General features: G+C 45.4%; 23 protein-coding genes and 1 riboswitch. Of the genes, 9 read left to right on the forward strand and 14 right to left on the reverse strand.

The window, feature by feature from the left end; all coding sequences use genetic code 11:
* Positions 1–75: 75 nt before the first annotated feature.
* The 7 genes from yidC to AACU28_RS23490 form a co-directional block, all read right to left on the reverse strand.
* The gene (gene yidC / locus AACU28_RS23460) at positions 76–1,698 is read right to left on the reverse strand and encodes a membrane protein insertase YidC (RefSeq protein WP_004735803.1); all 1,623 of its coding nucleotides are present in this window, start codon (positions 1,696–1,698) and stop codon (positions 76–78) included.
* A 2-nt stretch (positions 1,699–1,700) separates the two neighbouring features.
* Positions 1,701–1,958: a membrane protein insertion efficiency factor YidD gene (gene yidD, locus AACU28_RS23465; RefSeq protein WP_004735802.1), complete on the reverse strand. Its 258-nt coding sequence runs from the start codon at positions 1,956–1,958 to the stop codon at positions 1,701–1,703.
* A complete protein-coding gene (gene rnpA / locus AACU28_RS23470) occupies positions 1,925–2,248 on the reverse strand; it encodes a ribonuclease P protein component (RefSeq protein ID WP_017055478.1) in 324 nt (107 codons plus the stop codon). The genes yidD and rnpA overlap by 34 nt, the downstream gene beginning before the upstream one ends.
* Before the next feature lie 45 nt (positions 2,249–2,293).
* Positions 2,294–2,428, reverse strand: coding sequence for a 50S ribosomal protein L34 (gene rpmH / locus AACU28_RS23475; protein ID WP_004735800.1), 135 nt, complete (start codon positions 2,426–2,428; stop codon positions 2,294–2,296).
* Positions 2,429–2,634: 206 nt separating this feature from the next.
* Positions 2,635–3,372 carry an amino acid ABC transporter ATP-binding protein gene (locus tag AACU28_RS23480; protein ID WP_017081730.1) on the reverse strand — a complete coding sequence of 246 codons (738 nt, stop codon included), beginning with the start codon at positions 3,370–3,372 and terminating at the stop codon, positions 2,635–2,637.
* Entirely contained in the window at positions 3,369–4,040 is a 672-nt protein-coding gene (locus tag AACU28_RS23485) for an amino acid ABC transporter permease (RefSeq protein WP_004735796.1), read from the reverse strand. The genes AACU28_RS23480 and AACU28_RS23485 overlap by 4 nt, the downstream gene beginning before the upstream one ends.
* Positions 4,041–4,169: 129 nt before the next feature.
* Positions 4,170–4,919, reverse strand: a complete 750-nt coding sequence (locus tag AACU28_RS23490; protein WP_026012349.1) for an amino acid ABC transporter substrate-binding protein — start codon at positions 4,917–4,919, stop codon at positions 4,170–4,172.
* 309 nt (positions 4,920–5,228) lie between these two features.
* Here AACU28_RS23490 and dnaA point away from each other — a divergent pair, with 309 nt between their 5' ends.
* The 5 genes from dnaA to AACU28_RS23515 all read left to right on the forward strand — a co-directional run bounded on the left by dnaA (position 5,229) and on the right by AACU28_RS23515 (position 12,367).
* A complete protein-coding gene (gene dnaA / locus AACU28_RS23495; protein WP_017081729.1) occupies positions 5,229–6,650 on the forward strand; it encodes a chromosomal replication initiator protein DnaA in 1,422 nt (473 codons plus the stop codon).
* A gap of 81 nt (positions 6,651–6,731) precedes the next feature.
* Entirely contained in the window at positions 6,732–7,832 is a 1,101-nt protein-coding gene (gene dnaN, locus AACU28_RS23500) for a DNA polymerase III subunit beta (RefSeq protein WP_017073815.1), read from the forward strand.
* A gap of 81 nt (positions 7,833–7,913) precedes the next feature.
* A complete protein-coding gene (recF, locus tag AACU28_RS23505; RefSeq protein WP_004736685.1) occupies positions 7,914–8,993 on the forward strand; it encodes a DNA replication/repair protein RecF in 1,080 nt (359 codons plus the stop codon).
* Positions 8,994–9,010: 17 nt separating this feature from the next.
* Complete coding sequence (gene gyrB, locus AACU28_RS23510) at positions 9,011–11,428, forward strand: DNA topoisomerase (ATP-hydrolyzing) subunit B (RefSeq protein ID WP_004736684.1); 2,418 nt, start codon at positions 9,011–9,013, stop codon at positions 11,426–11,428.
* A gap of 504 nt (positions 11,429–11,932) precedes the next feature.
* Positions 11,933–12,367 carry an Hsp20 family protein gene (locus AACU28_RS23515; protein ID WP_004736683.1) on the forward strand — a complete coding sequence of 145 codons (435 nt, stop codon included), beginning with the start codon at positions 11,933–11,935 and terminating at the stop codon, positions 12,365–12,367.
* 230 nt (positions 12,368–12,597) lie between these two features.
* Here the strand turns inward: AACU28_RS23515 and AACU28_RS23520 are convergent, their stop codons facing one another.
* The 4 genes from AACU28_RS23520 to glyQ all read right to left on the reverse strand — a co-directional run bounded on the left by AACU28_RS23520 (position 12,598) and on the right by glyQ (position 19,392).
* Positions 12,598–13,848: a valine--pyruvate transaminase gene (locus AACU28_RS23520; protein ID WP_017092348.1), complete on the reverse strand. Its 1,251-nt coding sequence runs from the start codon at positions 13,846–13,848 to the stop codon at positions 12,598–12,600.
* A 255-nt stretch (positions 13,849–14,103) separates the two neighbouring features.
* Complete coding sequence (locus AACU28_RS23525; protein WP_121603652.1) at positions 14,104–16,191, reverse strand: alpha-amylase; 2,088 nt, start codon at positions 16,189–16,191, stop codon at positions 14,104–14,106.
* A 202-nt stretch (positions 16,192–16,393) separates the two neighbouring features.
* Complete coding sequence (gene glyS, locus AACU28_RS23530) at positions 16,394–18,475, reverse strand: glycine--tRNA ligase subunit beta (protein ID WP_121603653.1); 2,082 nt, start codon at positions 18,473–18,475, stop codon at positions 16,394–16,396.
* Between the two features lie 2 nt (positions 18,476–18,477).
* Entirely contained in the window at positions 18,478–19,392 is a 915-nt protein-coding gene (glyQ, locus tag AACU28_RS23535) for a glycine--tRNA ligase subunit alpha (RefSeq protein ID WP_009848159.1), read from the reverse strand.
* A 210-nt stretch (positions 19,393–19,602) separates the two neighbouring features.
* A riboswitch (yybP-ykoY riboswitch) is annotated at positions 19,603–19,778 on the forward strand.
* A gap of 34 nt (positions 19,779–19,812) precedes the next feature.
* Between glyQ and AACU28_RS23540 the strand changes: the two genes are divergently transcribed.
* Positions 19,813–20,367, forward strand: coding sequence for a TMEM165/GDT1 family protein (locus tag AACU28_RS23540; RefSeq protein ID WP_017077289.1), 555 nt, complete (start codon positions 19,813–19,815; stop codon positions 20,365–20,367).
* A gap of 151 nt (positions 20,368–20,518) precedes the next feature.
* Complete coding sequence (locus AACU28_RS23545) at positions 20,519–20,773, forward strand: hypothetical protein (protein ID WP_004736676.1); 255 nt, start codon at positions 20,519–20,521, stop codon at positions 20,771–20,773.
* Positions 20,774–20,856: 83 nt separating this feature from the next.
* Here the strand turns inward: AACU28_RS23545 and tusA are convergent, their stop codons facing one another.
* The gene (gene tusA, locus AACU28_RS23550; RefSeq protein WP_004736675.1) at positions 20,857–21,108 is read right to left on the reverse strand and encodes a sulfurtransferase TusA; all 252 of its coding nucleotides are present in this window, start codon (positions 21,106–21,108) and stop codon (positions 20,857–20,859) included.
* 161 nt (positions 21,109–21,269) lie between these two features.
* Here tusA and AACU28_RS23555 point away from each other — a divergent pair, with 161 nt between their 5' ends.
* Together AACU28_RS23555 and AACU28_RS23560 are read left to right on the forward strand one after the other, a co-directional pair.
* Positions 21,270–21,455: a hypothetical protein gene (locus AACU28_RS23555; protein ID WP_004736674.1), complete on the forward strand. Its 186-nt coding sequence runs from the start codon at positions 21,270–21,272 to the stop codon at positions 21,453–21,455.
* Positions 21,456–21,611: 156 nt separating this feature from the next.
* Entirely contained in the window at positions 21,612–22,553 is a 942-nt protein-coding gene (locus tag AACU28_RS23560) for a LysR family transcriptional regulator (protein ID WP_017094370.1), read from the forward strand.
* Positions 22,554–22,658: 105 nt separating this feature from the next.
* Here the strand turns inward: AACU28_RS23560 and acuI are convergent, their stop codons facing one another.
* Together acuI and fadA are read right to left on the reverse strand one after the other, a co-directional pair.
* Positions 22,659–23,639, reverse strand: a complete 981-nt coding sequence (gene acuI / locus AACU28_RS23565) for an acrylyl-CoA reductase (NADPH) (protein ID WP_017094369.1) — start codon at positions 23,637–23,639, stop codon at positions 22,659–22,661.
* 243 nt (positions 23,640–23,882) lie between these two features.
* On the reverse strand, positions 23,883–25,046 hold the full coding sequence (gene fadA, locus AACU28_RS23570; protein WP_004736671.1) for an acetyl-CoA C-acyltransferase FadA: 1,164 nt from the start codon (positions 25,044–25,046) through the stop codon (positions 23,883–23,885).
* Positions 25,047–25,052 lie beyond the last annotated feature (6 nt).

Consider the following 25,052-nt stretch of genomic DNA (forward strand, 5'->3'; position numbering starts at 1 on the left):
AGCTGAATTGTAATCAGCTAAAAACAAAAAGGCGACCTTTTGGTCGCCTTTCTTTATCTCTTTCTATTATCGAACTTACTTAGAATGTAAGCCTTTCTTTTCCAGCGCGCGGTAGATAAGCGTTTGCTGAATCAGAGTTACGATGTTCGATACTAGCCAGTAAAGAACCAGACCTGAAGGGAAGAACAGGAAGAAGAATGTAAACATAACCGGCATAAAGGTCATGATCTTCTGCTGCATTGGATCCGTTACAGTTGTCGGGCTCATCTTCTGGATTAGGAACATTGAAGCACCCATCAGAAGTGGCAAGATGTAGTATGGGTCTTGTGCTGAAAGGTCAGTAATCCAACCGAAGAACGGTGAGTGACGCAGTTCAACAGACTCCATTAGTGCCCAGTATAGCGAAATGAAGATAGGCATTTGCAAGATGATAGGTAAACAGCCACCAAGTGGGTTTACTTTCTCTTTCTTGTACAGCTCCATCATTTCTTGGCTCATGCGTTGACGGTCGTCGCCAATACGCTCACGCATTGCAGTCAGCTTAGGCTGAAGCATACGCATTTTCGCCATAGACGTGTACTGAGCTTTCGTTAGTGGGTACATAGCACCACGAACGATAAACGTTAGACAGATGATTGCTAGACCCCAGTTCACAACGATGCCTTGAATGAACGAAAGCAGAGTATGAAGTGGTTTAGCAATGAACCATAACCAACCGTAGTCAACTACTAGGTCTAGGTTTGGTGCTACAGCAGCCATTTGGTCTTGAAGTTTAGGACCAACCCAAAGCGTTGCTTTAAAGCTTGCTTCATCGCCAGTAGCGATGGTTTTGTTCGGCATGCGAACACCGATGTCGCCAAGGTTACCAATGACACGAGTGTAAAGGTTGCTGCCTGCTTCGTCGCGTGGGATCCAAGCACTTGCAAAGTAGTGCTGAATCATCGCTGCCCAACCTTGACCATTGGCTAGGTTAAGAGACAGGTTGCGATCTTGCATGTCGTCGAAGCTGTATTTTTTGTAACGCGTATCTTCCGTAGAGTAAGCACCACCACGGTAAGTTGGCATTGTTAAGCTACCGCCGTCATCCATAACGTTTTGACGTAGGTGAGCGTACATGCCGAATGTCGCGTTAGTACCAGAGTTGTTGACTACATCGTATTCAACATCCATTGCGTAGCTGCCACGCTTAAGGACGAATGTTTTCGTGTAATCAAGGCCGTTCGCTTGGTAAGTCATCGGGATGCGTAGTTCATCCTGACCATCAGCAAGCGTGAAGCTGTCTGCTGAAACCGTGTAGCTAGGGCGGTTAGTGCTGCTTAAATCGATACCTTGAGGGCCAACTAGACCGCTTTGTGCGATAAATTGGTGACCAGGTTCGTTCTTAAGAAGAACAAATGTATCTTCAGAATCAAACTCAGCAGAGTAATCATTTAGGTTTGCTTGAACGACATCACCACCAACCGTATCAATTGACAGAGTCAGTACATCAGTTGTTACTGTGATAGTTTTTGCAGAAGCGACTTGTTGGCCCGGAGCTGGGTCTAAGTCATCTGCATAAGATGGCGCTGGTAGGGTGCTGCCAGATTGTGCCTGCTCAATCGCTTGTGGAGCTGGGTTCTGAGCTACGTTCCATTGTTGGAACAGTAGGAAAGAAACCAAAGCCAATGCGATTAACAGGATATTACGTTGAGAATCCATCGTTATTTATCTCTGTCTTGTTTTTGGACTGGTGGAACGGGGTCAAAGCCCCCTTCGTTCAAAGGATGGCATTTTAATAGACGTTTGCCTGATAACCAACACCCTTTTACAAAACCGTGAGCTTTCAACGCTTCTATCGCATATAAAGAGCAGGTTGGAGTAAATCGGCAGCGTGGGCCGATGAGTGGACTAATAAACCATCTATAAAAATAGATGGGTATTAGCGCTATCCACGCGAAGGGCGAGACAGGCGAAGCCATAATTTGTCGAGTAGCTTGAACATTTCTTCATTGCTTAAATCTTGCGCGCTCTTCTTAGCGATTACAACAAAATCTTTGTTAGGAAGTTTGTGTTGAGTGTTACGAAAGCTTTCACGAGTAAGACGCTTGAATCGGTTACGACCCACGGCGGTTTTAATCTGCTTTTTCGGAACAGCTAATCCAAGGCGAGGATTTGAAAGAGAGTTATTTCGGGCAATGATGGTGAAATGAGGGGAGCCTGCTCGATGAGCTTGCTTGAAGACATTCTGATAATGTTCGGGAGTTAACAAGCGTAACTCCCGACCGAAGGCTAGCTTATTCAAAATAATCAAAGATTACTTAGAAAGACGCTTACGGCCTTTTGCACGACGTGCATTGATTGTTGCGCGACCGTTCTTAGTAGCCATGCGAGCACGGAAACCGTGAGTACGCTTACGCTTTAGAACTGTAGGTTGAAAAGTGCGTTTCATTGTAATTACCTTACTGATCAGTAGTTTTAGGTTTTTGTTAAACCCGGCGTGGGCATTTTTTCTCTTCTTTATATAAGAAAGGAAAACCGACGCCTCTCAACAAAGAGGCGGAATTGTAATCACTGTCACAAAAAGTGTCAATGATTGGGTTAACTAAAATTCCGGTCGGGGGATTATACGTAGAATAACTAAAATCACAAGGATCCTTATTCGATCCCGACCTTATTTAAGAATTTCTTTAATTTAGGATCCTGTGGATTACCAAAAATATCCTGTGGAGATCCCTGTTCGACAATGTGACCATCAGCCATGAAGATCACTCGGTCTGCGACCTCTTTAGCGAACTGCATTTCGTGCGTAACCACCAGCATGGTTTGATGCTGATTTGCCAGTTTTTTCATTAAGTTAAGCACTTCGCCAACCCACTCAGGATCGAGCGCTGAAGTAGGCTCATCAAACAATAAAAGCTCTGGTTGTAGAGCCATCGCACGGCCAATACCAACACGTTGCTGCTGGCCACCAGAGAGCGCTGCTGGATAGCTATCTGTTTTCTCTCCTAGGCCAATATCATCGAGTATTTGTTGTGCTTTTTCATGAGCTTGCTGCTTTTTCCAACCACGAACGGTAATCAAACCTTCCGCAATATTCTGCCTTGCCGTTTGGTGAGCGAACAGTGCATAGTTTTGGAACACAAAACCGGTCTTACGGCGCAGTGCAAGCACCTCTGCTTTAGTGTGTTTCTGAGTATCAACCTTGATATCATCAATCGAAATCGTACCTTGATCGGCTTGCTCTAGAAAATTCACACAACGCAGCAGGGTAGACTTACCCGTACCACTTGAACCTATGATGACAATTATCTCACCTTGCTTGATTTCGAGGTCGATCCCTTTCAATACTTCGGTGTCACCAAACTGCTTGTGGATATTTTGTAATTTGATCATCGTACATACGCCTTATTCAGTTTCACTTCGGCCCAAATTTGAATACGAGTGAGGATAACCACCACGCCCCAGTAAATCAGCGCGACTGCTAAGAAAGCCTCGAAGAAGCGGAAACTTGAAGAAGCTTCCATCTGAGCTTTAGCCATGATTTCGGCTACACCTAGGGTGAATGCAAGTGAAGTCGACTTAATCATGTCGATGAAATAGTTCATCAAAGAAGGCAGTGCTACACGTGTCGCTTGCGGCAAGATCACTCGACGCATGGCTTGGCTGGTTGTCATACCGACTGACAGGCTTGCTTCCATTTGGCTACGATCGATACCGATAATCGCGGCACGAATACTTTCAGCCATGTAAGCAGCAAAGTGTAAGGTTAAGCCGATAACCGCGGCGCCAAACGCATCAAGTCCAACCATCCACGGAAACACTTGTGGTAGGCCATAGTATAGAAGGAACAGTTGCACCAGCAGTGGCGTGCCTCGGAAGAAGCTAATATACAGCTGGCTAAGCTGGTCGAGTACTGGGATTTTGAATACACGAATGTTCGCCAGTATCAAAGATAGAATTAGGGCGAAAAATAAGCCCCAGATTGCCATCTCCATAGTGGTGCCTAAATACTTCAGCAGTATTGGCAACAGACCTAGCATGTAATTAAAGTCAAATCCCATAATCTATCTCATATTTTTATTGGAAGTATTGTTTGGAAATACTGTTATATCAGGCTTTTTAATCAGTGCACAAAAGCAAAAAGCCCACCGCTGTGTAAAGCAGTGGGCCTCAAATGGGAAAGTGAGTCGTTACTTCTGAGTAATGTCCGCACCAAACCACTTCTGAGAGATACTTTCTAGCGTACCATCTGCGCGCATTGCTGCTAATGCTTCGTTTACTTCTGCTTGCAGTTTTTGACCGTTGTCGTTGTTAACGAAAGGCCAAGCATTTTCGATTGTCTCGAATGGTTGTCCTGCTAGCTGTAATGGTAGACCAGTCTTCTTGATAAGCTCTAGTGCTGATAGGCGATCCATTACGAATGCGTCGGCACGACCAAGAGCGACATCATGTTCAATACCGGTATCGTAGGTTTTGACATTGATTTTGCCATCTTTGTCGTAGCTGCGCAGCAGTTGCTCAAAGTTTGAGCCAAGGTTTACTGCAACCGTCTTACCATCTAGGTCTTCGATGCCTTTAATGCTGTCATTACCTTTACGAACGGTAATTTGTGCGCCGTCTACTACGTAAGGGTCTGCGAATAGGTATTTCGCTTTACGTGCATCCGTTATTGTAATTTGGTTTGAAATGGTATCGATTCGACCCGTTTCAAGAAGACCAAACAGACCAGAGAAGTTTGCCGTTACGTATTCAACCTTGTAATCGTTACGTTTACCGATCTCATCCCATAAATCCACTTCAAAACCTTGTAGTTGGTCTTGTTTAACGAACGTAAATGGGAAGTAGCGACCAGACATGCCGACTTTAACTTCAGTCGCGGCTTGAACAGTAGCAGCAGAGAGTGCGATAGCCGCAATTGCAGCCTTAATCCAGTTATTCATTTGGTAACTCCTTATATTTATAGGGTTGGATGTTACTGGGAAATTGCTCAATAGAATAAATAACCAGATGTTATTAACCATAACCAGATCGTATTCTCGATTTGGGGATAACTAGCAAGGATCCGGGCATAAGTGGATCGTTGTGTGAGTAAAGTAGGGGCAAGATGTGTGGATCCAGCCAGTTTTGCACTATTTATTGTGAATAACTTGGATCTTATTCACTGGATCTGTGATCAATTGCTGGTGATCTGACTTATCAACAGGTAAAATTAGCGGTCATTTCATATAACTTAAATAGAGTGGGGCACCGTGTCATCTTCGCTTTGGTTGCAATGCTTGCAACAGCTTCAAGAAGAGTTACCAGCTACAGAATTCAGTATGTGGGTACGTCCGTTACAAGCGGAGCTCAATGGTAATACTCTAACTCTATTTGCACCAAACCGATTTGTACTCGATTGGGTGCGCGATAAGTACCTAAATAGCATTAACCGTTTGCTACAAGAATATTGTGGTAATGATATCCCACATCTTCATTTTGAGATTGGAAGTAAACGAGTCATTGCTCCAAGGTCTGAGGCTATCGCCCCTGCTCGTACACGTACCGCTGCTGATGTAGCCGCTGAGTCGTCTGCACCTGCGCAGCTACAAGCACGTAAACCAGTACACAATATCTGGCGTGATGAAGAACCTGTAGCGGTTGATCTTAATCACCGTTCAAACGTGAACCCAAAACATAAGTTCAATAACTTTGTTGAAGGTAAGTCGAACCAACTGGGTTTGGCTGCGGCACGTCAGGTTTCTGATAACCCAGGAACCGCTTATAACCCGTTGTTTTTGTATGGTGGTACTGGTTTAGGTAAAACGCACTTGTTGCATGCAGTGGGCAACGCCATTGTTGATAATAAGCCGAATGCTAAAGTGGTTTACATGCACTCAGAGCGCTTTGTTCAAGACATGGTGAAAGCGCTCCAAAACAATGCGATTGAAGAATTTAAGCGCTACTACCGTAGTGTTGATGCATTGCTTATCGATGATATCCAATTCTTTGCTAATAAAGAGCGCTCTCAAGAAGAGTTCTTCCATACCTTTAATGCACTGCTTGAAGGCAATCAACAGATCATCCTAACGTCTGACCGTTATCCAAAAGAGATCAACGGGGTAGAGGATCGTCTTAAATCCCGCTTCGGTTGGGGTTTGACGGTTGCGATTGAGCCACCTGAGCTTGAGACTCGTGTGGCGATCTTGATGAAGAAAGCAGAAGACCACCAAATTCATCTTGCGGATGAAGTGGCATTCTTTATTGCTAAGCGTTTACGCTCTAACGTTCGTGAGCTTGAAGGCGCATTGAACCGTGTTATTGCGAATGCAAACTTCACTGGCCGTCCGATTACGATCGATTTTGTGCGTGAAGCACTGCGTGACCTACTTGCCCTGCAAGAAAAACTGGTCACCATTGATAACATTCAAAAGACAGTCGCTGAATACTACAAAATCAAAGTTGCTGATCTATTATCTAAACGTCGTTCTCGTTCTGTTGCTCGTCCACGCCAACTGGCGATGGCATTGGCTAAAGAGCTGACTAACCACAGCTTGCCTGAGATTGGTGATGCATTCGGTGGCCGTGACCACACGACCGTGCTGCACGCTTGTCGTAAGATTGCTCAGCTGCGTGAAGAGAGCCACGACATTAAAGAAGATTATTCGAACTTGATTCGTACCCTTTCTTCTTAATACACAGTATTCTTAACCTTAATAAGCAGAATCTTGGCCACGTACTATTACGCAGTGCCATTTAGACCGTAAGAGCAAGATATGAAATTTACCATTGAACGTAGTCACCTGATAAAGCCATTACAACAAGTATCTGGCGCACTCGGTGGCAGGCCAACGCTTCCAATTCTAGGAAACCTACTGATTAAAGTAGAAGATAACGTGTTGTCGATGACAGCGACGGATCTAGAAGTTGAATTGATCAGCCGTGTAACGCTTGAAGGTGATTTCGAAGCGGGCAGTATTACCGTACCTTCACGTAAGTTCCTAGATATCTGTCGCGGTTTGCCAGATAGCTCAGTGATCACTGTGGTATTGGATGGTGACCGTGTTCAGGTTCGTTCTGGTCGTAGCCGTTTCTCATTGGCAACATTACCTGCGGCAGATTTTCCAAATATTGAAGATTGGAGCAGTGAAGTTGAAGTGTCAGTGACACAAGCTGAATTGCGCGGTCTTATCGAGAAAACACAATTCTCAATGGCGAACCAAGACGTTCGTTACTACCTCAACGGTATGTTGTTTGAGATTGAAGGTTCTATCTTACGTAGTGTTGCAACTGATGGTCACCGTATGGCGGTATCTCAAGCGCAACTGGGTGCTGATTTTGCTCAGAAGCAGATCATTGTTCCTCGTAAAGGTGTGCAAGAGTTGGTCAAGCTACTGGATGCTCCTGAACAGCCAGTAACGCTGCAGATTGGTAACTCTAACGTGCGTGCTGAAGTGAACAACTATGTCTTCACTTCTAAGCTTGTTGATGGTCGTTTCCCGGATTATCGCCGCGTAATGCCACAAAATACCACTAAGACATTAGAAGCTGGCTGCGATGAGTTACGTTCAGCGTTTTCTCGTGCTGCGATTCTGTCGAATGAAAAATTCCGTGGTGTTCGCGTTAATCTTGTCGATACCGAGATGCGTATTACAGCGAACAACCCAGAACAAGAAGAAGCGGAAGAAGTACTAGACGTCACCTTCGACGGTGACGCGCTAGAGATTGGCTTCAACGTAAGCTACGTATTGGATGTATTGAACACACTGCGTTGTGAGCAGGTTCGAATCTCAATGTCAGACGCGAATGCGAGTGCCTTGATTGAAAACGCACAAGATGACAGCGCGATGTACGTTGTCATGCCGATTCGTTTGTAACTGTGTTTATTTATACATTATGTTTGCTTATCAACAACGTTTGTCTATCGAGCCGTGATTGAAGATTAATATGAAGACGTTATGCCTTTATCGCGCTTAATCGTAAAGCAGTTTAGAAATATTGAAGCCTGTGACATTCAACCGTCATCAGGCTTTAACTTTCTTATAGGGGCTAACGGAAGCGGCAAAACCAGTGTCCTTGAAGCGGTGTATCTGCTCGGACATGGTCGCTCGTTCAAAAGCTCCTTAACCGGTCGTATCATTCAAAATGAGTGTAGCGAACTGTTTGTCCATGGCCGTTTTTTGACCTCGGATCAATTTGAGCTGCCAATTGGCATTAATAAGCAGCGCGATGGCACCACAGAGGTTAAAATAAGCGGTCAAACTGGGCAAAAATTGGCTCAGTTAGCTCAAGTCTTACCTTTGCAGTTGATTCACCCCGAAGGGTTTGATTTACTAACCGATGGACCTAAGCATCGTCGCGCATTCATTGATTGGGGAGTCTTCCATAGTGAGTCGGGTTTTTATGATGCTTGGGGCAGGGTAAAGCGCCTCAATAAACAGCGTAATGCATTATTGAAAACGGCGACGAACTATCGAGAACTGAGCTATTGGGATCAAGAATTGGCCCGTTTAGCTGAAAGCATCAGCCAGTGGCGTGCCACTTACGTTGAACAGCTTAAAGAAGTCGCCGAAGAAATCTGCGCAACCTTCTTACCTGAGTTTGAGATAAAGATTAACTACTATCGAGGCTGGGATAAAGACACCCCATACGCTGAGATATTAGAAAAGAATTTTGAAAGGGATCAGCAGCTTGGTTACACCTTTAGTGGGCCAAACAAAGCGGATCTAAAGATAAAAGTGAACGGCACTCCAGTGGAGGATGTCTTGTCACGAGGTCAATTGAAGTTGATGGTGTGCGCGCTACGAGTAGCACAAGGGCAACATCTCACTCAAATGACAGGTAAGCAGTGCATCTACTTGATAGATGACTTTGCTTCCGAATTAGATAGCCAACGCCGAGCACGTCTTGCCGAGTGTTTAAAGGCGACCCAGGCTCAAGTTTTTGTAAGCTCTATTACCGCTGATCAGATTGCAGATATGCATGACGAAAATAGCAGGATGTTTCATGTGGAACATGGCAAAATAGAGCAAGGATAATTAGTCAGAGAGTAACTATGTCAGATAATTACGATTCATCGAGTATTAAAGTACTGAAGGGTCTGGATGCGGTACGTAAGCGTCCTGGAATGTACATTGGCGACACGGATGATGGTACCGGTCTGCACCACATGGTTTTTGAGGTGGTAGATAACTCTATTGATGAAGCACTCGCTGGTCACTGTAATGACATCATCGTAACTATCCATGAAGATAGTTCTGTGTCAGTAAGCGATGACGGCCGTGGTATTCCAACTGAATTGCACCCAGAAGAAAAAGTATCAGCAGCAGAAGTAATCATGACGGTTCTTCACGCTGGTGGTAAGTTCGATGATAACTCGTACAAAGTATCTGGTGGTCTGCACGGTGTTGGTGTTTCAGTAGTTAACGCACTTTCTAAGCAAGTTACTCTTACTATCCATCGCGGTGGCAAAATCCACACTCAAACATACTGTCACGGTGAGCCTCAAGCGCCACTAGCGGTTGTGGGTGACACGGACAAAACAGGTACAGAGATTCGTTTCTGGCCGAGTGAAGAAACCTTCAATAACATCGAGTTCCATTACGATATTTTAGCTAAGCGTCTACGCGAGCTATCATTCTTGAACTCAGGTGTATCAATTAAGCTAATTGATAAGCGCGAAGAAGACAAAATGGATCACTTCGAATACGAAGGCGGTATCCAAGCGTTTGTTGAGCACTTAAACACCAATAAAACACCAATTATCCAGAAAATATTCCATTTCGATCATGAGCGTGAAGACGGTATTACCGTTGAAGTTGCGATGCAATGGAATGATGGTTACCAAGAAAATATTTATTGCTTCACCAACAACATCCCTCAACGTGATGGTGGTGCTCACTTAGCGGGTTTCCGTGGTGCACTAACACGTACATTGAACAGCTTCATGGACAAAGAAGGCTTCTCGAAGAAAGCGAAGACTTCAACATCAGGTGATGATGCTCGTGAAGGTTTGACAGCGATTGTTTCGGTGAAAGTGCCAGATCCTAAATTCTCAAGCCAAACTAAAGACAAGCTGGTTTCTTCAGAAGTGAAGTCTGCCGTTGAGTCTACGATGGGTGAGAAACTGTCTGAGTTCCTAATTGAGAACCCAGGTGAAGCGAAAATCGTTTGTTCTAAAATTATCGATGCAGCACGTGCTCGTGATGCGGCGCGTAAAGCTCGTGAGATGACACGTCGTAAAGGCGCATTAGATTTAGCGGGTCTTCCAGGTAAACTAGCTGACTGTCAGGAAAAAGATCCTGCACTGTCTGAACTATATATTGTGGAAGGAGACTCTGCTGGCGGATCAGCTAAGCAGGGGCGTAACCGTAAGAACCAAGCAATCCTACCGCTTAAAGGTAAAATCCTTAACGTAGAGAAAGCACGTTTCGATAAAATGCTGTCTTCTCAAGAAGTCGCAACGCTCATCACAGCACTTGGTTGTGGTATTGGTCGTGACGAATACAACCCAGATAAACTGCGCTACCACAACATCATCATCATGACCGATGCCGATGTCGATGGTTCTCACATCCGTACTCTGCTACTGACGTTCTTCTACCGTCAAATGCCTGAACTGATTGAACGTGGTTACATCTACATTGCTCAGCCACCGCTTTACAAAGTGAAGAAGGGTAAGCAAGAGCAGTACATCAAAGATGAAGATGCGATGAACCAGTATCAAGTATCTTTGGCTTTAGATAATGCAGAATTGCACGTAAACCCTGAAGCACCTGCGTTTACTGGTGAAGGCTTAGAGAAGCTTGTTCATCAATACAATGCGGGTATTAAGCTGGTTGATCGTATGAGCCGTCGTTACCCACGAGCACTGATTCACGAACTGATTTATGTACCTCGCCTAACCGCTGAGCAGTGTCATGATGAAGCGGCAGTTGAAGCTTGGGGTAAGCAGCTTGTAGAGCAGCTAAACGGCAAAGAAGCGGGTGCGAGCCAATATTCTCTTGAAGTTGAAAAACACGAAGAGCTAGGTTTAAGCGTTCCTAAGATTGTAGTGCGTACACACGGTGTTACTCACGAACATGTACTCAGCATTGACCTTATCAACTCGAAAGAGTTTGGTAAGCTAGCAGACCTTTCTGAAGCGCTTGACGGCTTGATTGAAGAAGGCGCTTACATCAAGCGTGGTGAGCGTACTCAAGCGGTTTCTAGCTTTGTTGAAGCTCTGAACTGGTTAGTGAAAGAGTCTCGTCGTGGCCTGAGCCTACAACGATACAAAGGTCTAGGTGAGATGAACCCTGATCAGCTTTGGGAAACAACAATGGATCCTGAAACTCGTCGTATGATGCAAGTGACGATTGAAGATGCTGTTGGTGCTGATCTGTTGTTTACGACGTTAATGGGTGACCAAGTTGAACCTCGTCGTAACTTCATCGAAGAGAACGCACTTAAAGTAGCTAACCTAGACGTTTAGTATCTTTGATACTTCGCTCTTTCGCTTAATTTCTGTGTCAGAGGTGCTCACATACATTCGTATGCTCCGCGCCTCTTCCTTGAACTAAAACGAAATAGCTTCGTCTCAAAAAACTCAATATCTTATTGAAAAGACTGTCAGAAATGACGGTCTTTTTTGTTTTTAAGTGATTGAAAAATATTGGATTGGAAAAATAATTGAAAATAATCCCTTGAAACTATTTTGCTCAATCCACATATCTAGTTGTGAAGAGGATGACTGTCTTGCTCTACAAGAGAAGAAACAGAACCTTCATAATCGTTGCTAGAGTATCGCTCAATAGAGGATAACTTTGGCAGCACACAATTTAAAAATTGATTCATTGTCATGTCCCAGCGTTGTCGCCAAACGAGGTGAAACCCGAGGAATGCGAACTGAATCCCTTAGCTGTTTACTGAATCACTCACAGGTTCGATCTCAGTAAAAATCACAGCTAAGACTATTGCTTACTAAAAGGATAGCATTATGAGAACTGTAGATTTCACTCCACTTTACCGCAACGCAATCGGCTTCGATCGTCTATTCAATATGATGGAAGCGAACACATCAAAAAATGCTTCTGGCGGTTACCCTCCGTATAACATCGAGCAAAAAGACGAGAATAACTACCGTATTACTATGGCAGTCGCTGGTTTTGCAGATGACCAATTAGATCTTACTCAAAAAGAGAACATGCTAATTGTGAAAGGTGAGCGTAAAGCAGAAGCCGAGAAAACCTTCGTATATCAAGGTATTGCAGAGCGCGATTTCGAACGTAAATTCCAACTGGCTGACTACGTAAAAGTGGTGGGCGCAAGCATGGAAAATGGTCTTCTTCACATCGACCTAGAACGCGAAATCCCAGAAGCGATGCAACCGCGTAAGATTGCTATCAACGGTAATAGCCTACTAGAAGGCTAATACCCGTCATACTTGAAGCTACAGCGTTGTTGACGTCGTAAATTCCCCCTAATTACATAGGTTCCCTATGCTCATAGGGCTGAATTTTCTAGTCGCCTAGCTGAACCCCCAATTATTTAGGGTATTCAAGTGACAAACATTATCGGGAAGTTGAAGTGAAAGAGCACCAGTACCTTGAAGAAGGTCGGTGCTCTTTTTGTATTTGGGTTACAGTAACCTAAAAGGTTTTATTACTGTTCTGAGTAAGCCTTTTTTACTTCTTCAGCAATGATTGAAATGCCTTTCTGCATCGCCTCATCATCTTGCACGTAGTTCATGCGTAGACATTGATGGGCATGATCCCACTCGTCTTCTTGGCCGATAAAGAAGTATTCACCCGGAACAATCAATACGCCACGAGCTTTGAGGCGGTCGTACAGCTCCATGGTGGTAATCGGCAGTTCATCAAACCATAGCCATAAGAAAATCGCGCCTTCAGGCTTGTGGATACGGAAGCGAGGGTCATCGATCGCTTCTTGTAAAAGCTCAACTGCACGTAGAGATTTATCTTTATAGAAAGGTTTGATTACCTCGCTGCTTAAGCGCAGTAAATCGCCTTTTTCAATCATGTGGTTAGCAATCGCAGGACCAACACTATTGGGTGCTAGGCTGATAATGCCATTCATGTTGGTTAGCGCTTGTGTTACTTCTTCGCTCGCAATTACGATACCGCAACGTACCCCAGGTAAACCAAGCTTAGATAAGCTCATGCACAGAATGGTATTTTCATTCCAGAACGGCTCGACATCTTCAAAGATGATGTTTGGAAACGGCAGGCCGTAAGCATTGTCGATCAGCAGCGGGATGTTGTTTTCACGCGCCAGTTTATCCAGCTTACGTACTTCTTCGTCGGTCAGTACGTTACCTGTTGGGTTGGTTGGGCGAGAAGCACAGATAGCGGCAACCGAGTCATCAACCTTGAGCTGTTCAAAATCAACGTGGTATTTAAACTGGCGGTTTTCTAGCAGTTCGATCTCTGGGTGGTAAGAGATAAAAATATCGTCATCAATGCCAGCATCGCCGTAGCCGATGTATTCCGGAGCGATCGGCAACAAGATTTTCTTGTGTGATCCGTCTGGCTGTTGGCCTGCTAAAAGATTAAATAGGTAAAAGAAGCCACTTTGACTGCCGTTGGTCAGGCTGATGTTCTTCTCGCTAATGTCCCAACCATAAGTTTCTTTCAGCATCGCCGCTAACGACTTAATGAAGCTGTCTTTGCCTTGCGGACCATCGTAGTTGGCGAGGGCGGCGATGAGTTCTCCACTGGCGAGCATGTCGGCACTGGCTTGGTTAAAGTAATCGAGCATGGCTGGGATAGCGGCTGGGTTGCCACCTCCGAGCATGATTGCACCAGGAGTGCGCAGGCCATCATTCAAATCATCCATTAAACGAGTGATTCCAGAGTATCGATTAAATTTTTCACCAAACTTAGAGAACTGCATTACTTATTTTACCTAATTCATTGTGATTGCTTGTTATGTGTCATTAAGGCAGACCTTATGTCTACCATCAGTGTGTTCCTTGAACATACCGCAATGTTTTTGCGACGCATAGCGCCAAATGCTCTAACGTGAAAAAAACTTCTATAAAGTTTAACTAATGAGTGTCTGCTTTCTTATTGAACGAGTGTTTCGTGATCAAAAAAGGAGAAGCCTAAGCTTCTCCTTTTAATTTGTGCGGGTTATTTCAATCAGCGTTTACTTCGAGCCGGTATAAACGACTAATACCTTGTCATCTTGGTATTGGCGTTCGAACGCATAGTAGCCCTTGCTGTTACGGATGATGTGCTTACCTTGGGCTACCGCTGGATGGCGTTGGCGGAATTGGCCAAGCGCTCGCCAGTGATCCAGCAACTCTGCTCGTTCACCTGTGATTTGATCCCAAGGCATGTCAGAGCGAGTGCCTTGCATTGGGTCGGAGCCTGTTGGGCCGAAATCACGCGCGATTTCATCACCGTAATAGATCTGTACTGCACCGGGAGCCAGCATCAACGCGTTTGCAGCTTTGGTTTGTTTTGCAAAGTCACTGCCGTGTTGTGTCCAGAATAGCGAGGTGTCGTGAGACGATAGGTAACTCAATACGTTGAATTCGGTGTCACTGTTGATCTTGTCTGCGTAGCGAAGGTAGTCAGCATCGAGATCGGATAGACACTTAAGTGCTTTGGGTGCGATATCACTCTGGAATTCAAAGTTGATGATCGAATCAAACCCGTTAGCGAAATAGTCTGATTTCACCACGCTGTGTGCCCATACTTCACCCGTCATCCAGAATGGTAGGTCATCCAACGCTTTGTCTGGGTTGTTTTGCTTCCATTCTGCAAGCGCTTGGTTAGTGCTCTCTTTAAGCTCTGCCCACGCATCTAACTCAACGTGCTTGGCGGTATCGACCCTAAAACCATCAACGCCATATTCACGTACCCAGTCAGACAACCAAGTTATGAGGTGTTCACGAGGAGTTTGGAGTTCATCTGTAGCGCTGGTGGACTTGTTGCGATAGAAGTTCGGTAGCCCAGTTGTCTCTGTCGATTCTGTTTTGAAATCGGGTAGATGCGCCAAAGACATGTTGAGGTTGTTGTAACCCGGAGAGTCATAAGCACCAATGTCGCTGCGTAACCAAGCTTTACCCCACCACTTTTCCCACGCTTCTTTGTCACTGTAAGATATGTAGTTATTGAAGTAGTGCCAGTTCTGGCCTGCTTCTGGTTGCCAATCTGTCCAGTTTTCGCCGAGGGTTTGTTTAGCTTGTTCATCAGTAAGGTTGAGTTTGCCGAAGTCGAACTCTTGCATGTCGGCAAGTGTCGCATAGCCAGTGTGGTTCATCACCACGTCCCAAACAACACGAATGCCTTTGCTGTGCGCGGTATCGATGAAGGTTTTCAGCTCGTCTTCGGTACCCATGTTGTCATCGAGCTTGGTCCAATCTTGATGGTAGTAACCGTGGTAGCCGTAGTGTTTGAAGTCACCGCGATCACCGCCGCCAACCCAGCCATGGATCTGCTCTAGTGGAGAGGTAATCCAGATGGCATTGGCACCGAGTGATTCTATGTAGTCGAGTTTTTCGGTTAACCCGGCTAAGTCACCACCGTGGAAGGTGGCTATTTCATCTTGTCCATCTTGGCTACGATTGTAACTGTTGTCGTTATCAGGGTTGCCATTGTGGAAGCGGTCTGTCATCACGAAGTAAACCGTGGCGTTGTCCCAACTAAAATCGGCTTTGGTTTCTGGTTCTACTTTCTCGAGTAGCAGAACGCCTTGGCTATTTTCTGCTGGCTGCATGGTGACGCTGCCGTTGGTAACTGTGACTTGTTTTCCTGAAAGGGCGTCTCTTACCAAGGTGCCATCATCAAAGGTTTGAGCAACGTTGATGGTGGTTGGCTGGTCACTAGGTACTGGGCATGCAAAGCTTTGAACTTGTTGCTGCTTTGGCTTTACCTGAACCGTGAGTTCATTGGTCTGTGGGTTGAGCGTAAACTGGTAGGTGTTAGCGCGAAAGACCTTGATGGCGATTTCAGAATTCTCGGCACAGTCGTCTAGACGAAGGGGTTTATTGAATTTGATGCGACTCTCTTCAGCCAAAGCATAGTTAGTACCACAGGTCTTTTGAGCGTCGCTGATAGAGAAGGTATAGCTACCTTTGGCGAGTTCCTGTTCTGCAATTACGGTGCCTTTACCTGATGATTCAAATACGACAGTGTCGTTATCAATTGTCAGTAATAGGTTATTGTCACTGGTTTGGCTGCATGCGCTGAGTGCGAGCATTGAAAGCGCGAGTACTGTTTTTTTCATTGTTCCCTTCCCCTGAATAAACAGGTTATTTATAGCAAACAATGCCCTCTACAGTCTGAGTGCTGTTTCATTCAGTTAATCAATAATACGCCTACAAACAAATGCTTGGTTCACAAAAACAAAAAGGGAAGCTTTCGCTTCCCTTTGGGTGTTTACCGTTAGTTACTCAGAGTATGACTTAGAGCAACTGTCTCACTCGTGCTTATTTTTGCAGTAGAGAGATGTCAGCAATCTGTAGGAACAGGTTACGTAGGTTGTTCAGTAGCGTTAGACGGTTTTTCTTAAGCGCTTCGTCATCAGCCATAACCATCACGTTATCGAAGAATGCATCTACTGGTTCACGTAGGTCAGCAAGTTTGCTTAGGGCTTCTTGGTAGTTGCCTGTCGCGAATGCTGGTTCCAGTGCTTCTGTCATTACTTCAACGTTTTCAGCTAGCGCTTTCTCTGCGTCTTCTTGAAGAAGCGCTAGATCGATTTCAGCAGGTAGCTCGCCATCGAATTTCGCAAGGATGTTGCCTACACGCTTGTTCGCTGCTGCTAGTGCTTCTGCTGCTTCCAGTTCACGGAAGTGAGAAACCGCTTTAACACGTTGGTCAAAGTCAGCTGGCTTGGTTGGACGACGTGCTAGTACCGCTTGGATGATATCAACACTGAAACCAGCATCTTGGTACCATGCGCGGAAACGACCTAGCATGAAGTCGATAACGTCAGCTTCTACGTTTTCGTTAGTTAGCTTGTCGCCTAGTAGCTCTTTCGCTTTACCGATAAGGTCAGTTAGGTCTAGGTTGTAGCCGTTTTCAACGATGATACGTAGCACACCTAGTGATGCACGACGTAGAGCGAATGGGTCAGAACCTTTTGGAGCTTGGCCAATACCGAAGATACCTACGATAGTGTCTAGCTTGTCTGCCATTGCTACTGCTGATGAAATACCAGTGCTTGGCAGTGTGTCACCCGCGAAACGAGGCATGTATTGCTCGTAAAGTGCCAGTGCTACTTGCTCGTCTTCACCATCGTGAGTCGCGTAGTGCATGCCCATCACACCTTGAGTATCCGTAAATTCGAATACCATAGATGTCATTAGGTCACACTTAGCCAGTAGGCCTGCGCGCTTAGACTTTTCAACGTCAGCATCGATTTGCTCAGCAATGTAGCCAGCAAGTTCTGTGATGCGGTCTGTTTTGTCTTTGATAGTACCTAATTGCTTCTGGAAGATAGCTTGGTCTAGTTCAGCAAGACGGTCGATAAGCGGACGCTTACGGTCAGTGTTGAAGAAGAACTCAGCATCAGCAAGACGTGGACGTACAACCTTCTCGTTACCTTCGATAACGTGACGAGGCTCTTTAGACTCGATGTTCGATACGAAGATGAAGTTTGGTAGAAGGCTTCTTTCAGCGTCACCAATCTCATGCGAATAAACAGGGAAGTACTTCTGGTCGCCTTTCATGGTGTAAACCAAAGCTTCAGAAGGCACTTTTAGGAACTCTTGCTCAAACTTAGCAGTAAGCACCACTGGCCATTCAACCAAAGAGGCAACTTCTTCAACAAGGTCATCTTCTAGGTCAGCAATACCGCCAACCGCGTCTGCTGCTTTTTTAGCATCAGCAAGGATGATCGCTTTACGCGCATCGTAATCTGCCATTACTTTACCGCGCTCTTCTAAGATCGCAGGGTATTGGTCAGCAGAGTCGATTGTGAACTCTTGTTCGCCCATGAAACGGTGGCCACGGATAGTACGAGCAGAAGCTACGCCTAGGATTTTGCCTTCAACAAGCTCATCACCTAGTAGTACTGTCAGTGTTTTCACTGGACGGATAAATTGAATGTCTGAGTTACCCCAGCGCATTGCTTTAGGAATTGGTAGGCCAGCCAGTGCTTTCGCAGCGATGTCCATTACCAATTCTTGAACTGGTTTGCCAGCCACTTCTTGTTTGAAAAGAAGCCACTCACCTTTGTCTGTTTTCAGACGGTCAGCTTGCTCAACGGTAATACCGTTACCACGAGCCCAACCTTGTGCAGCTTTAGTCGCGTTGCCTTCAGCATCGAATGCGACAGAAATTGCAGGACCACGCTTCTCAACGACTTTGTCTGCTTGGCCTTCAGCCAGTGCCGTCACTTTAAGTGCTAGACGACGAGGTGCTGCGTACCACTTAATGCCTTCGTGAGAAAGCTCAGCCGCTTTAAGGCCCGCTTCAAAGTTAGAAGCAAAGGCTTCTGCTAGAGAACGAAGTGCCGTTGGTGGAAGCTCTTCCGTACCCAGTTCAATTAGAAAATTCTTCGCCATGATTATTTATCCTTCTTACACATTGGGAAGCCAAGCGCTTCACGTGACGCGTAGTACGCCTCTGCAACAGCTTTAGTCAGGTTGCGGATACGAAGGATGTAACGTTGACGCTCTGTTACAGAGATAGCTTTACGCGCATCAAGGATGTTGAATGCGTGACCTGCTTTTAGAATGCGCTCGTAAGCTGGAAGCGGCAGTGGCTTCTCAAGCTCAAGTAGCTCTTTACACTCTTTTTCGCACTGGTCGAAGAAAGTGAATAGGAAATCTACGTCTGCGTGCTCGAAGTTGTATGTAGATTGCTCAACTTCGTTTTGGTGGAAGATGTCACCGTACGTTACGTTAGAACCGTCTGGTGCTACGTTCCATACAAGGTCGTAAACAGAGTCTACTTCCTGGATGTACATTGCTAGACGCTCGATACCGTAAGTGATCTCACCCGTTACAGGCTTACACTCAAGGCCGCCAACTTGTTGGAAGTAAGTAAATTGAGTCACTTCCATACCGTTTAGCCATACTTCCCAACCAAGACCCCATGCGCCTAGCGTTGGGTTTTCCCAGTTGTCTTCTACGAAGCGAATATCGTGAACAAGCGGGTCGACACCAAGAACTTCAAGCGAGCCTAAGTACAACTCCTGGATGTTATCTGGAGAAGGTTTTAGAGCTACTTGGAATTGATAGTAGTGCTGCAGGCGGTTCGGGTTTTCACCGTAACGACCATCGGTCGGACGACGAGAAGGTTGAACGTATGCCGTAGACATTGGCTCTGGGCCAAGTGCACGTAGACATGTCATTGGGTGAGAGGTGCCAGCACCTACTTCCATATCTAGTGGTTGAACAATGGTACAACCGTTTTGTGCCCAGTAATCCTGCAGCGCGAGGATCATTCCCTGGAAGGTTTTGATATCGTATTTTTGCATAGTCAGGTTCGCGCGATTCTTTTAAATGAATGAGAAAAATAACCTCTGAGTATACCGAGATATTGGTAAAGCGAGTAGGGGTAATCTTGTTTAATTAGTGGTCTAAAATGTCGTTTAGTGGATTTTTTTGCCTTTAATGTTTGTTTTTCGGCACAAGTGGATATTTTGATAACTTTGACACTTGTGTTTGAAAGCGTGGGTGATTAAAATCTCGCGGTCTTTGGGGAGTAGCTTACTTATTCATATCCTATTGAATGAGTTCGTCCGTCAACATAATTGATGCAAAATCATCATGGCGTTCGAGGCAACCACCACCTTGGTGGCGCTTAGCAAGACCTTAGACAAGCATCGTGAACCGGGATGGGGCGCGAGGTTTGTCTTTGGTTAAATATAATAATCTCCGTCCCAAATGAGCATGTCGTGAGCGTTTTAGCAATTTCAATTACAACTGTCGCCTTAGCCGAGATCGGTGATAAGACTCAGTTGCTATCCCTTTTATTAGCCAGTCGATATCGCAAGCCGATACCTATCATCGCGGCTATCTTCTTTGCCACCATTGCCAATCATGCTCTTGCTGCATGGCTCGGTGTCGTTATCGCAGATTACTTATCTCCTGAAATCTTAAAATGGGTGCTGGTGGTCAGTTTCATTGCGATGGCGGGCTGGATTCTGATTCCGGATAAGTTGGATGACGATGAGCAGATCTCGAATCGAGGCCCATTTGTTGCCAGTTTTATCGCTTTCTTTATTGCTGAGATTGGCGATAAGACTCAGATTGCGACCTCCATTCTAGGGGCTCAATATTCTGATGCATTAACGTGGGTGATTCTGGGTACTACCATCGGTATGTTGCTGGCGAATGTGCCAGTGGTGATCATTGGTAAGTTATCGGCAGATAAGATGCCTCTTGATCTGATTCGCAAGATCACCGCCTTGTTATTCGTGGGTTTGGCTATCGCAGCGGCTTTCTATTAAGCGGTGGTATTGAGTCTTATTATACTCAACCAGTGGAGTAATGTGTTGTAGGTCATACTCTTACAGTATTGTCGGGTTTATCGAGCGAATGGACATATAACTGTCATACTTGTCATGATATTTTAATCTTGTGAGTTAAGAACACGAGGGCATGATTATGTTGACGCGTTATATGGGTATTACTCCACAAAGCCAAAGTTATCTATTTACCTTTGGTCTTGCACTTACACTATTAGGCATGGTGTTGACGGACATGTGGCTACCAATGGTGGCTGGTTCGATGATCATGACTGGGCTTGCGGTAGAGGCCTGGATTCGAGTGGCGCATATTATTCCTATGCGCAAAGATATCCGAGAAATTCAGCATCAGCTTGAGCATCTGCAAAATAAATCTAGAAACGAATAAACAAAAAGCCGCTCGTACTCTGAGTTCTGTTGAAGAACATAAGGTACGAGCGGCTTTTTTGATGCTTGATGCTCGGTGGGGCGTTATGCCTCCAATCCTTTTCTGATCAAATACTGGTAAGGCAACGTTTCTGTCGCTTGACCTACCAACTGGTGATCCATGAATCGACAAAAGCTCGGGATATCTCGAGTTGTCGAAGGATCGTCAGCTTTTACCAGTAACACATCGCCATCCTGCATGTTTCTAATTGTCTTCCTGACCATCATTACTGGTTCCGGGCAACGTAGGCCTTCAGCTTCTAAAGTATGGGTTGCCAGTTCAGGTTTGAATGTCATGGTTTGTATCTCTATCTCTATCTCTATTTCTATCTAACGAGTGAATAATACGTCTGCAGAAAAAATATGCAATAAGTGCTTGGCAAACAGAATCATTTCCTATAACTTAGTTAACAAGTTGATAACAACTTGAAACAAAGGCAACTAGCTAAGGAGTGGCGATGTTGACAGGATTAGATAGATTAACAATTTATTCAGTTCTCTGTTTTATTTCTTTCTGTGCGTTAGTTTTACGCTCATCTACAGAGACCTCACTGATGCCTATCTTTGGCATAGTAGCAACGATTATTGGTATTTGGGTAGAGATGCGCCGTTGGCAAGGTATAGCCGAAGAGCAAGAGCACTAACCCGAATACAACAAGCAAATTCCGATACGACAACATTCCGACACTATCCCCAGATTTTCTTGGGCTTCCCCGCATAATTGCGGGATTTTTTTTATCTAAAGCATGCTATAAACAACTTAGTAACTAATGACAGTTCTATACAACTAGGTAAGTGGCGTGGAATTAGAAGACATCTATCGTAGAGACCTAAATTTATTGGTCGCCTTAAAAGTATTGATTGAAGAGGGCAGTGTTAGCCAGGCTGCGCTTCGTCTTAACTTAAGTCAATCGGCAACCAGTCGCGTGTTAGGGCGCTTAAGAGAACTACTTAACGATCCGCTGTTTACACGCCAAGGTCAGCACCTTATTCCCACCAAAAAAGCACTCGAAATCAGTCAGCGTATTGATCAGCCTTTAGAGTCATTCCGCCAACTGCTGAGCCCGAGTGATTTCGATCCTTACTATTGCAGTGAACGCTTTCTGATTGCGACTACTGACTATGCGATGCAAACCATCTTGCCTTATGCATTGCCTAAGATTTATGAGCAAGCGCCGAACATCTCTTTGGAGTTTGCACCGCTGCAGCATGAGCATTTGTTTAAACAGCTCAGTACCGAACGTGTTGATATGGCGATCTGTCGCCCGAGCGGCAGCGTTGCACCACTTCATCAAGAGGTATTGGGGCCGGTCGGTGTGTCGTGTCTGTTATCTAAAAACCACCCATTGGCGGATCAGCCTTTAAGCCTTGAAGACTATGTATCACTCCCGCACGCGATGATTGCGATCAGTGATGGTGTTAAGGCTTTATTAGACAACGCGTTAGCCAATCAACAGCCTCGAAAAATGGTGTTGCGTGCTTATCACCTTGAAGCCGCATTGGCGATTGTCGATAGAATGCCGTTGGTGATTACTGTGCCTGCTGATTTGGCTTATTTGGTGGCAGAGCGCTATGACTTGGTTGTTAAGCCATTACCATTTGAGTTTATGCCGTTTGATTACTCACTGATCTGGCACTCGCGCTGCGATTCTTCTGCCTCGCAACAATGGTTAAGAAGAGTGGTAAAAGAAGAGTGTGGTGAGCTGATTCAAAAACGGATTGCGGATGTAGGTTTGGGTTAACTGAGGTCTTAGCTTTGGTTCACTTGATTCTAATGACAAAAATGCAAAAGGGCTGATAGTAATCAGCCCTTTGTTGTTCTGAGATATTTGAGCTTTAGTTGATTACTAAAGCTTTATAACTACGCGACCAGTGATTTGACCGTTAGTGATGTCTTCTGCTGCTTGAATAGCGCCATCTAAAGACACTTCTTTAGTCGCTTGGCCGTAGAAAGACTCAGGTAGCAGCTCAGCAAGTTGTTCCCACGCTTTAATACGTTTTTCACGAGGGCACATTACCGAGTCCACACCTTGTAGGCGAACGTTACGCAGAATGAATGGCATTACTGTGGTTGGTAAGTCAAAACCGCCTGCTAGACCACACATTGCAACCGCGCCGTTGTAATCAATTTGTGCCAATACTTTCGCAAGTACTTTGCTGCCTACCGTATCGATAGCACCAGCCCACAGTTGTTTTTCTAGTGGCTTAGCTGGTTCTTCAAGTTCAGCACGCTCTACAATGCGTGTCGCACCTAGTGATTTAAGTAGTTCACCGTTTGCAGAAGCACGACCAGTAACCGCAGCCACTTTGTAACCCAGTTGGTTAAGTAGCGTAATAGACACGCTGCCTACACCGCCACTTGCGCCAGTGACTAAGATTTCACCGTCTTCTGGTTTGATGCCTGCATCTACGATAGCTTGCACACAAAGCATTGCTGTGAAACCTGCTGTACCGATCGCCATGACTTTCTTAGCGTCTAGACCCGCTGGCATTGGCACTAACCAATCACCGTTTAGGCTCGCTTTCTCAGCCATGCCACCCCAGTGACCTTCACCCACACCCCAACCAGTTAGAACAACTTCGTCGCCTGCTTTGTAGCGCGGGTCATCAGATTGTGAAACCACACCTGAAAGGTCGATACCAGGAACCATAGGGAAGTTACGAACAATGCGCCCTTTACCTGTTATCGCCAAACCATCTTTGTAGTTCAAAGAAGAGTAGCTCACATCAACTTTCACGTTACCTTCTGGTAATTGAGACTCATCAATTTGAGAAACTGATGCGATAGTTTTTTTGTCTTCTTGGTTTAGTACAAGTGCTTTAAACATGATCTGCTCCGTGGGAGGAATATTAGGAAACTGAAGTAACTTTAGTTGAATCATCGAAGAAAAAATAATGAAACATCAACATTGAATCTATGCGTTTTGTGCATAGATGTGAGTGGTGCTTTTTCTCTCGCTAAGTTCGCTGAACGCAATCGATGCATTGTTGGATGCCAAGTAATAAAAAGTGCAGCTATATAAATATAGCTGCACAAAAGATTACCCTACAAGTATTACAACCAGTGATCGCTATGGGCGTTCAAATACCGTTGCAATACCTTGGCCTAAACCAATACACATGGTCGCCAAGCCGTATTTCACGTCTTGTGCTTCCATTAGGTTGATTAGCGTCGTCGAGATACGAGAACCAGAACAGCCTAGTGGGTGGCCAAGAGCAATCGCACCGCCGTTAAGGTTTACTTTCTCGTCAACTACATCCAGTAGACCTAGGTCTTTCGCACATGGAAGAGATTGAGCAGCAAACGCTTCGTTTAGCTCAATCACACCCATATCTTCGATGGTTAGGCCTGCACGTTTAAGTGCTTTTTTCGTCGCTGGTACTGGGCCGTAACCCATGATTGAAGGATCGCAGCCAGCGATAGCCATCGACTTCACGCGAGCGCGAATCTTCAGGCCAAGTGCGTTGGCTTTCTCTTCGCTCATGATCAGCATTGCAGAGGCACCATCAGACAGTGCTGATGAAGTACCTGCTGTTACCGTACCGTTTGCTGGGTCAAATACCGGGCGAAGCTGAGATAAGCCTTCAACCGTAGTTTCTGGGCGAATGACTTCATCGTAATCCAGAGTGAACAGTGAACCGTCTGCTGCGTGAGCTTCTGTTGGCAGGATTTCGTTTTTGAAACGACCTTCAACTGTTGCTGCTTGAGCTCGAGCGTGTGAGCGTGCTGCGAATGCATCTTGGTCTTCACGGCTAATACCGTGCATTTTACCTAGCATCTCAGCGGTTAGGCCCATCATACCGGCCGCTTTCGCTACGTGTTTTGACATGCCAGGGTGAAAATCAACACCATGGTTCATTGGTACGTGGCCCATGTGTTCGACACCACCTATCAGGCAGATTTCAGCATCGCCAACCATGATAGAGCGGGTTGCATCATGCAGAGCTTGCATAGATGAACCACATAAACGGTTGACCGTCACCGCACCAATCTCAATCGGTAGACCAGCAAGCAAAGCAGCGTTACGTGCAACGTTGAAGCCTTGCTCTAGCGTTTGTTGTACACAACCCCAGTAAATGTCTTCAATCTCGACAGGGTTTACTTCTGGGTTGCGCTCTAAAATGCCTTTCATCAAATGTGCAGACAGATCTTCAGCACGAGTGTGACGGAAAGCTCCACCTTTGGAACGTCCCATTGGGGTACGAAGGCAATCAACAACAACTACATTTTTCATTTTGCT

This window comes from Vibrio sp. SBT000027, assembly GCF_963894355.1.
Lineage (GTDB): Bacteria > Pseudomonadota > Gammaproteobacteria > Enterobacterales > Vibrionaceae > Vibrio > Vibrio splendidus.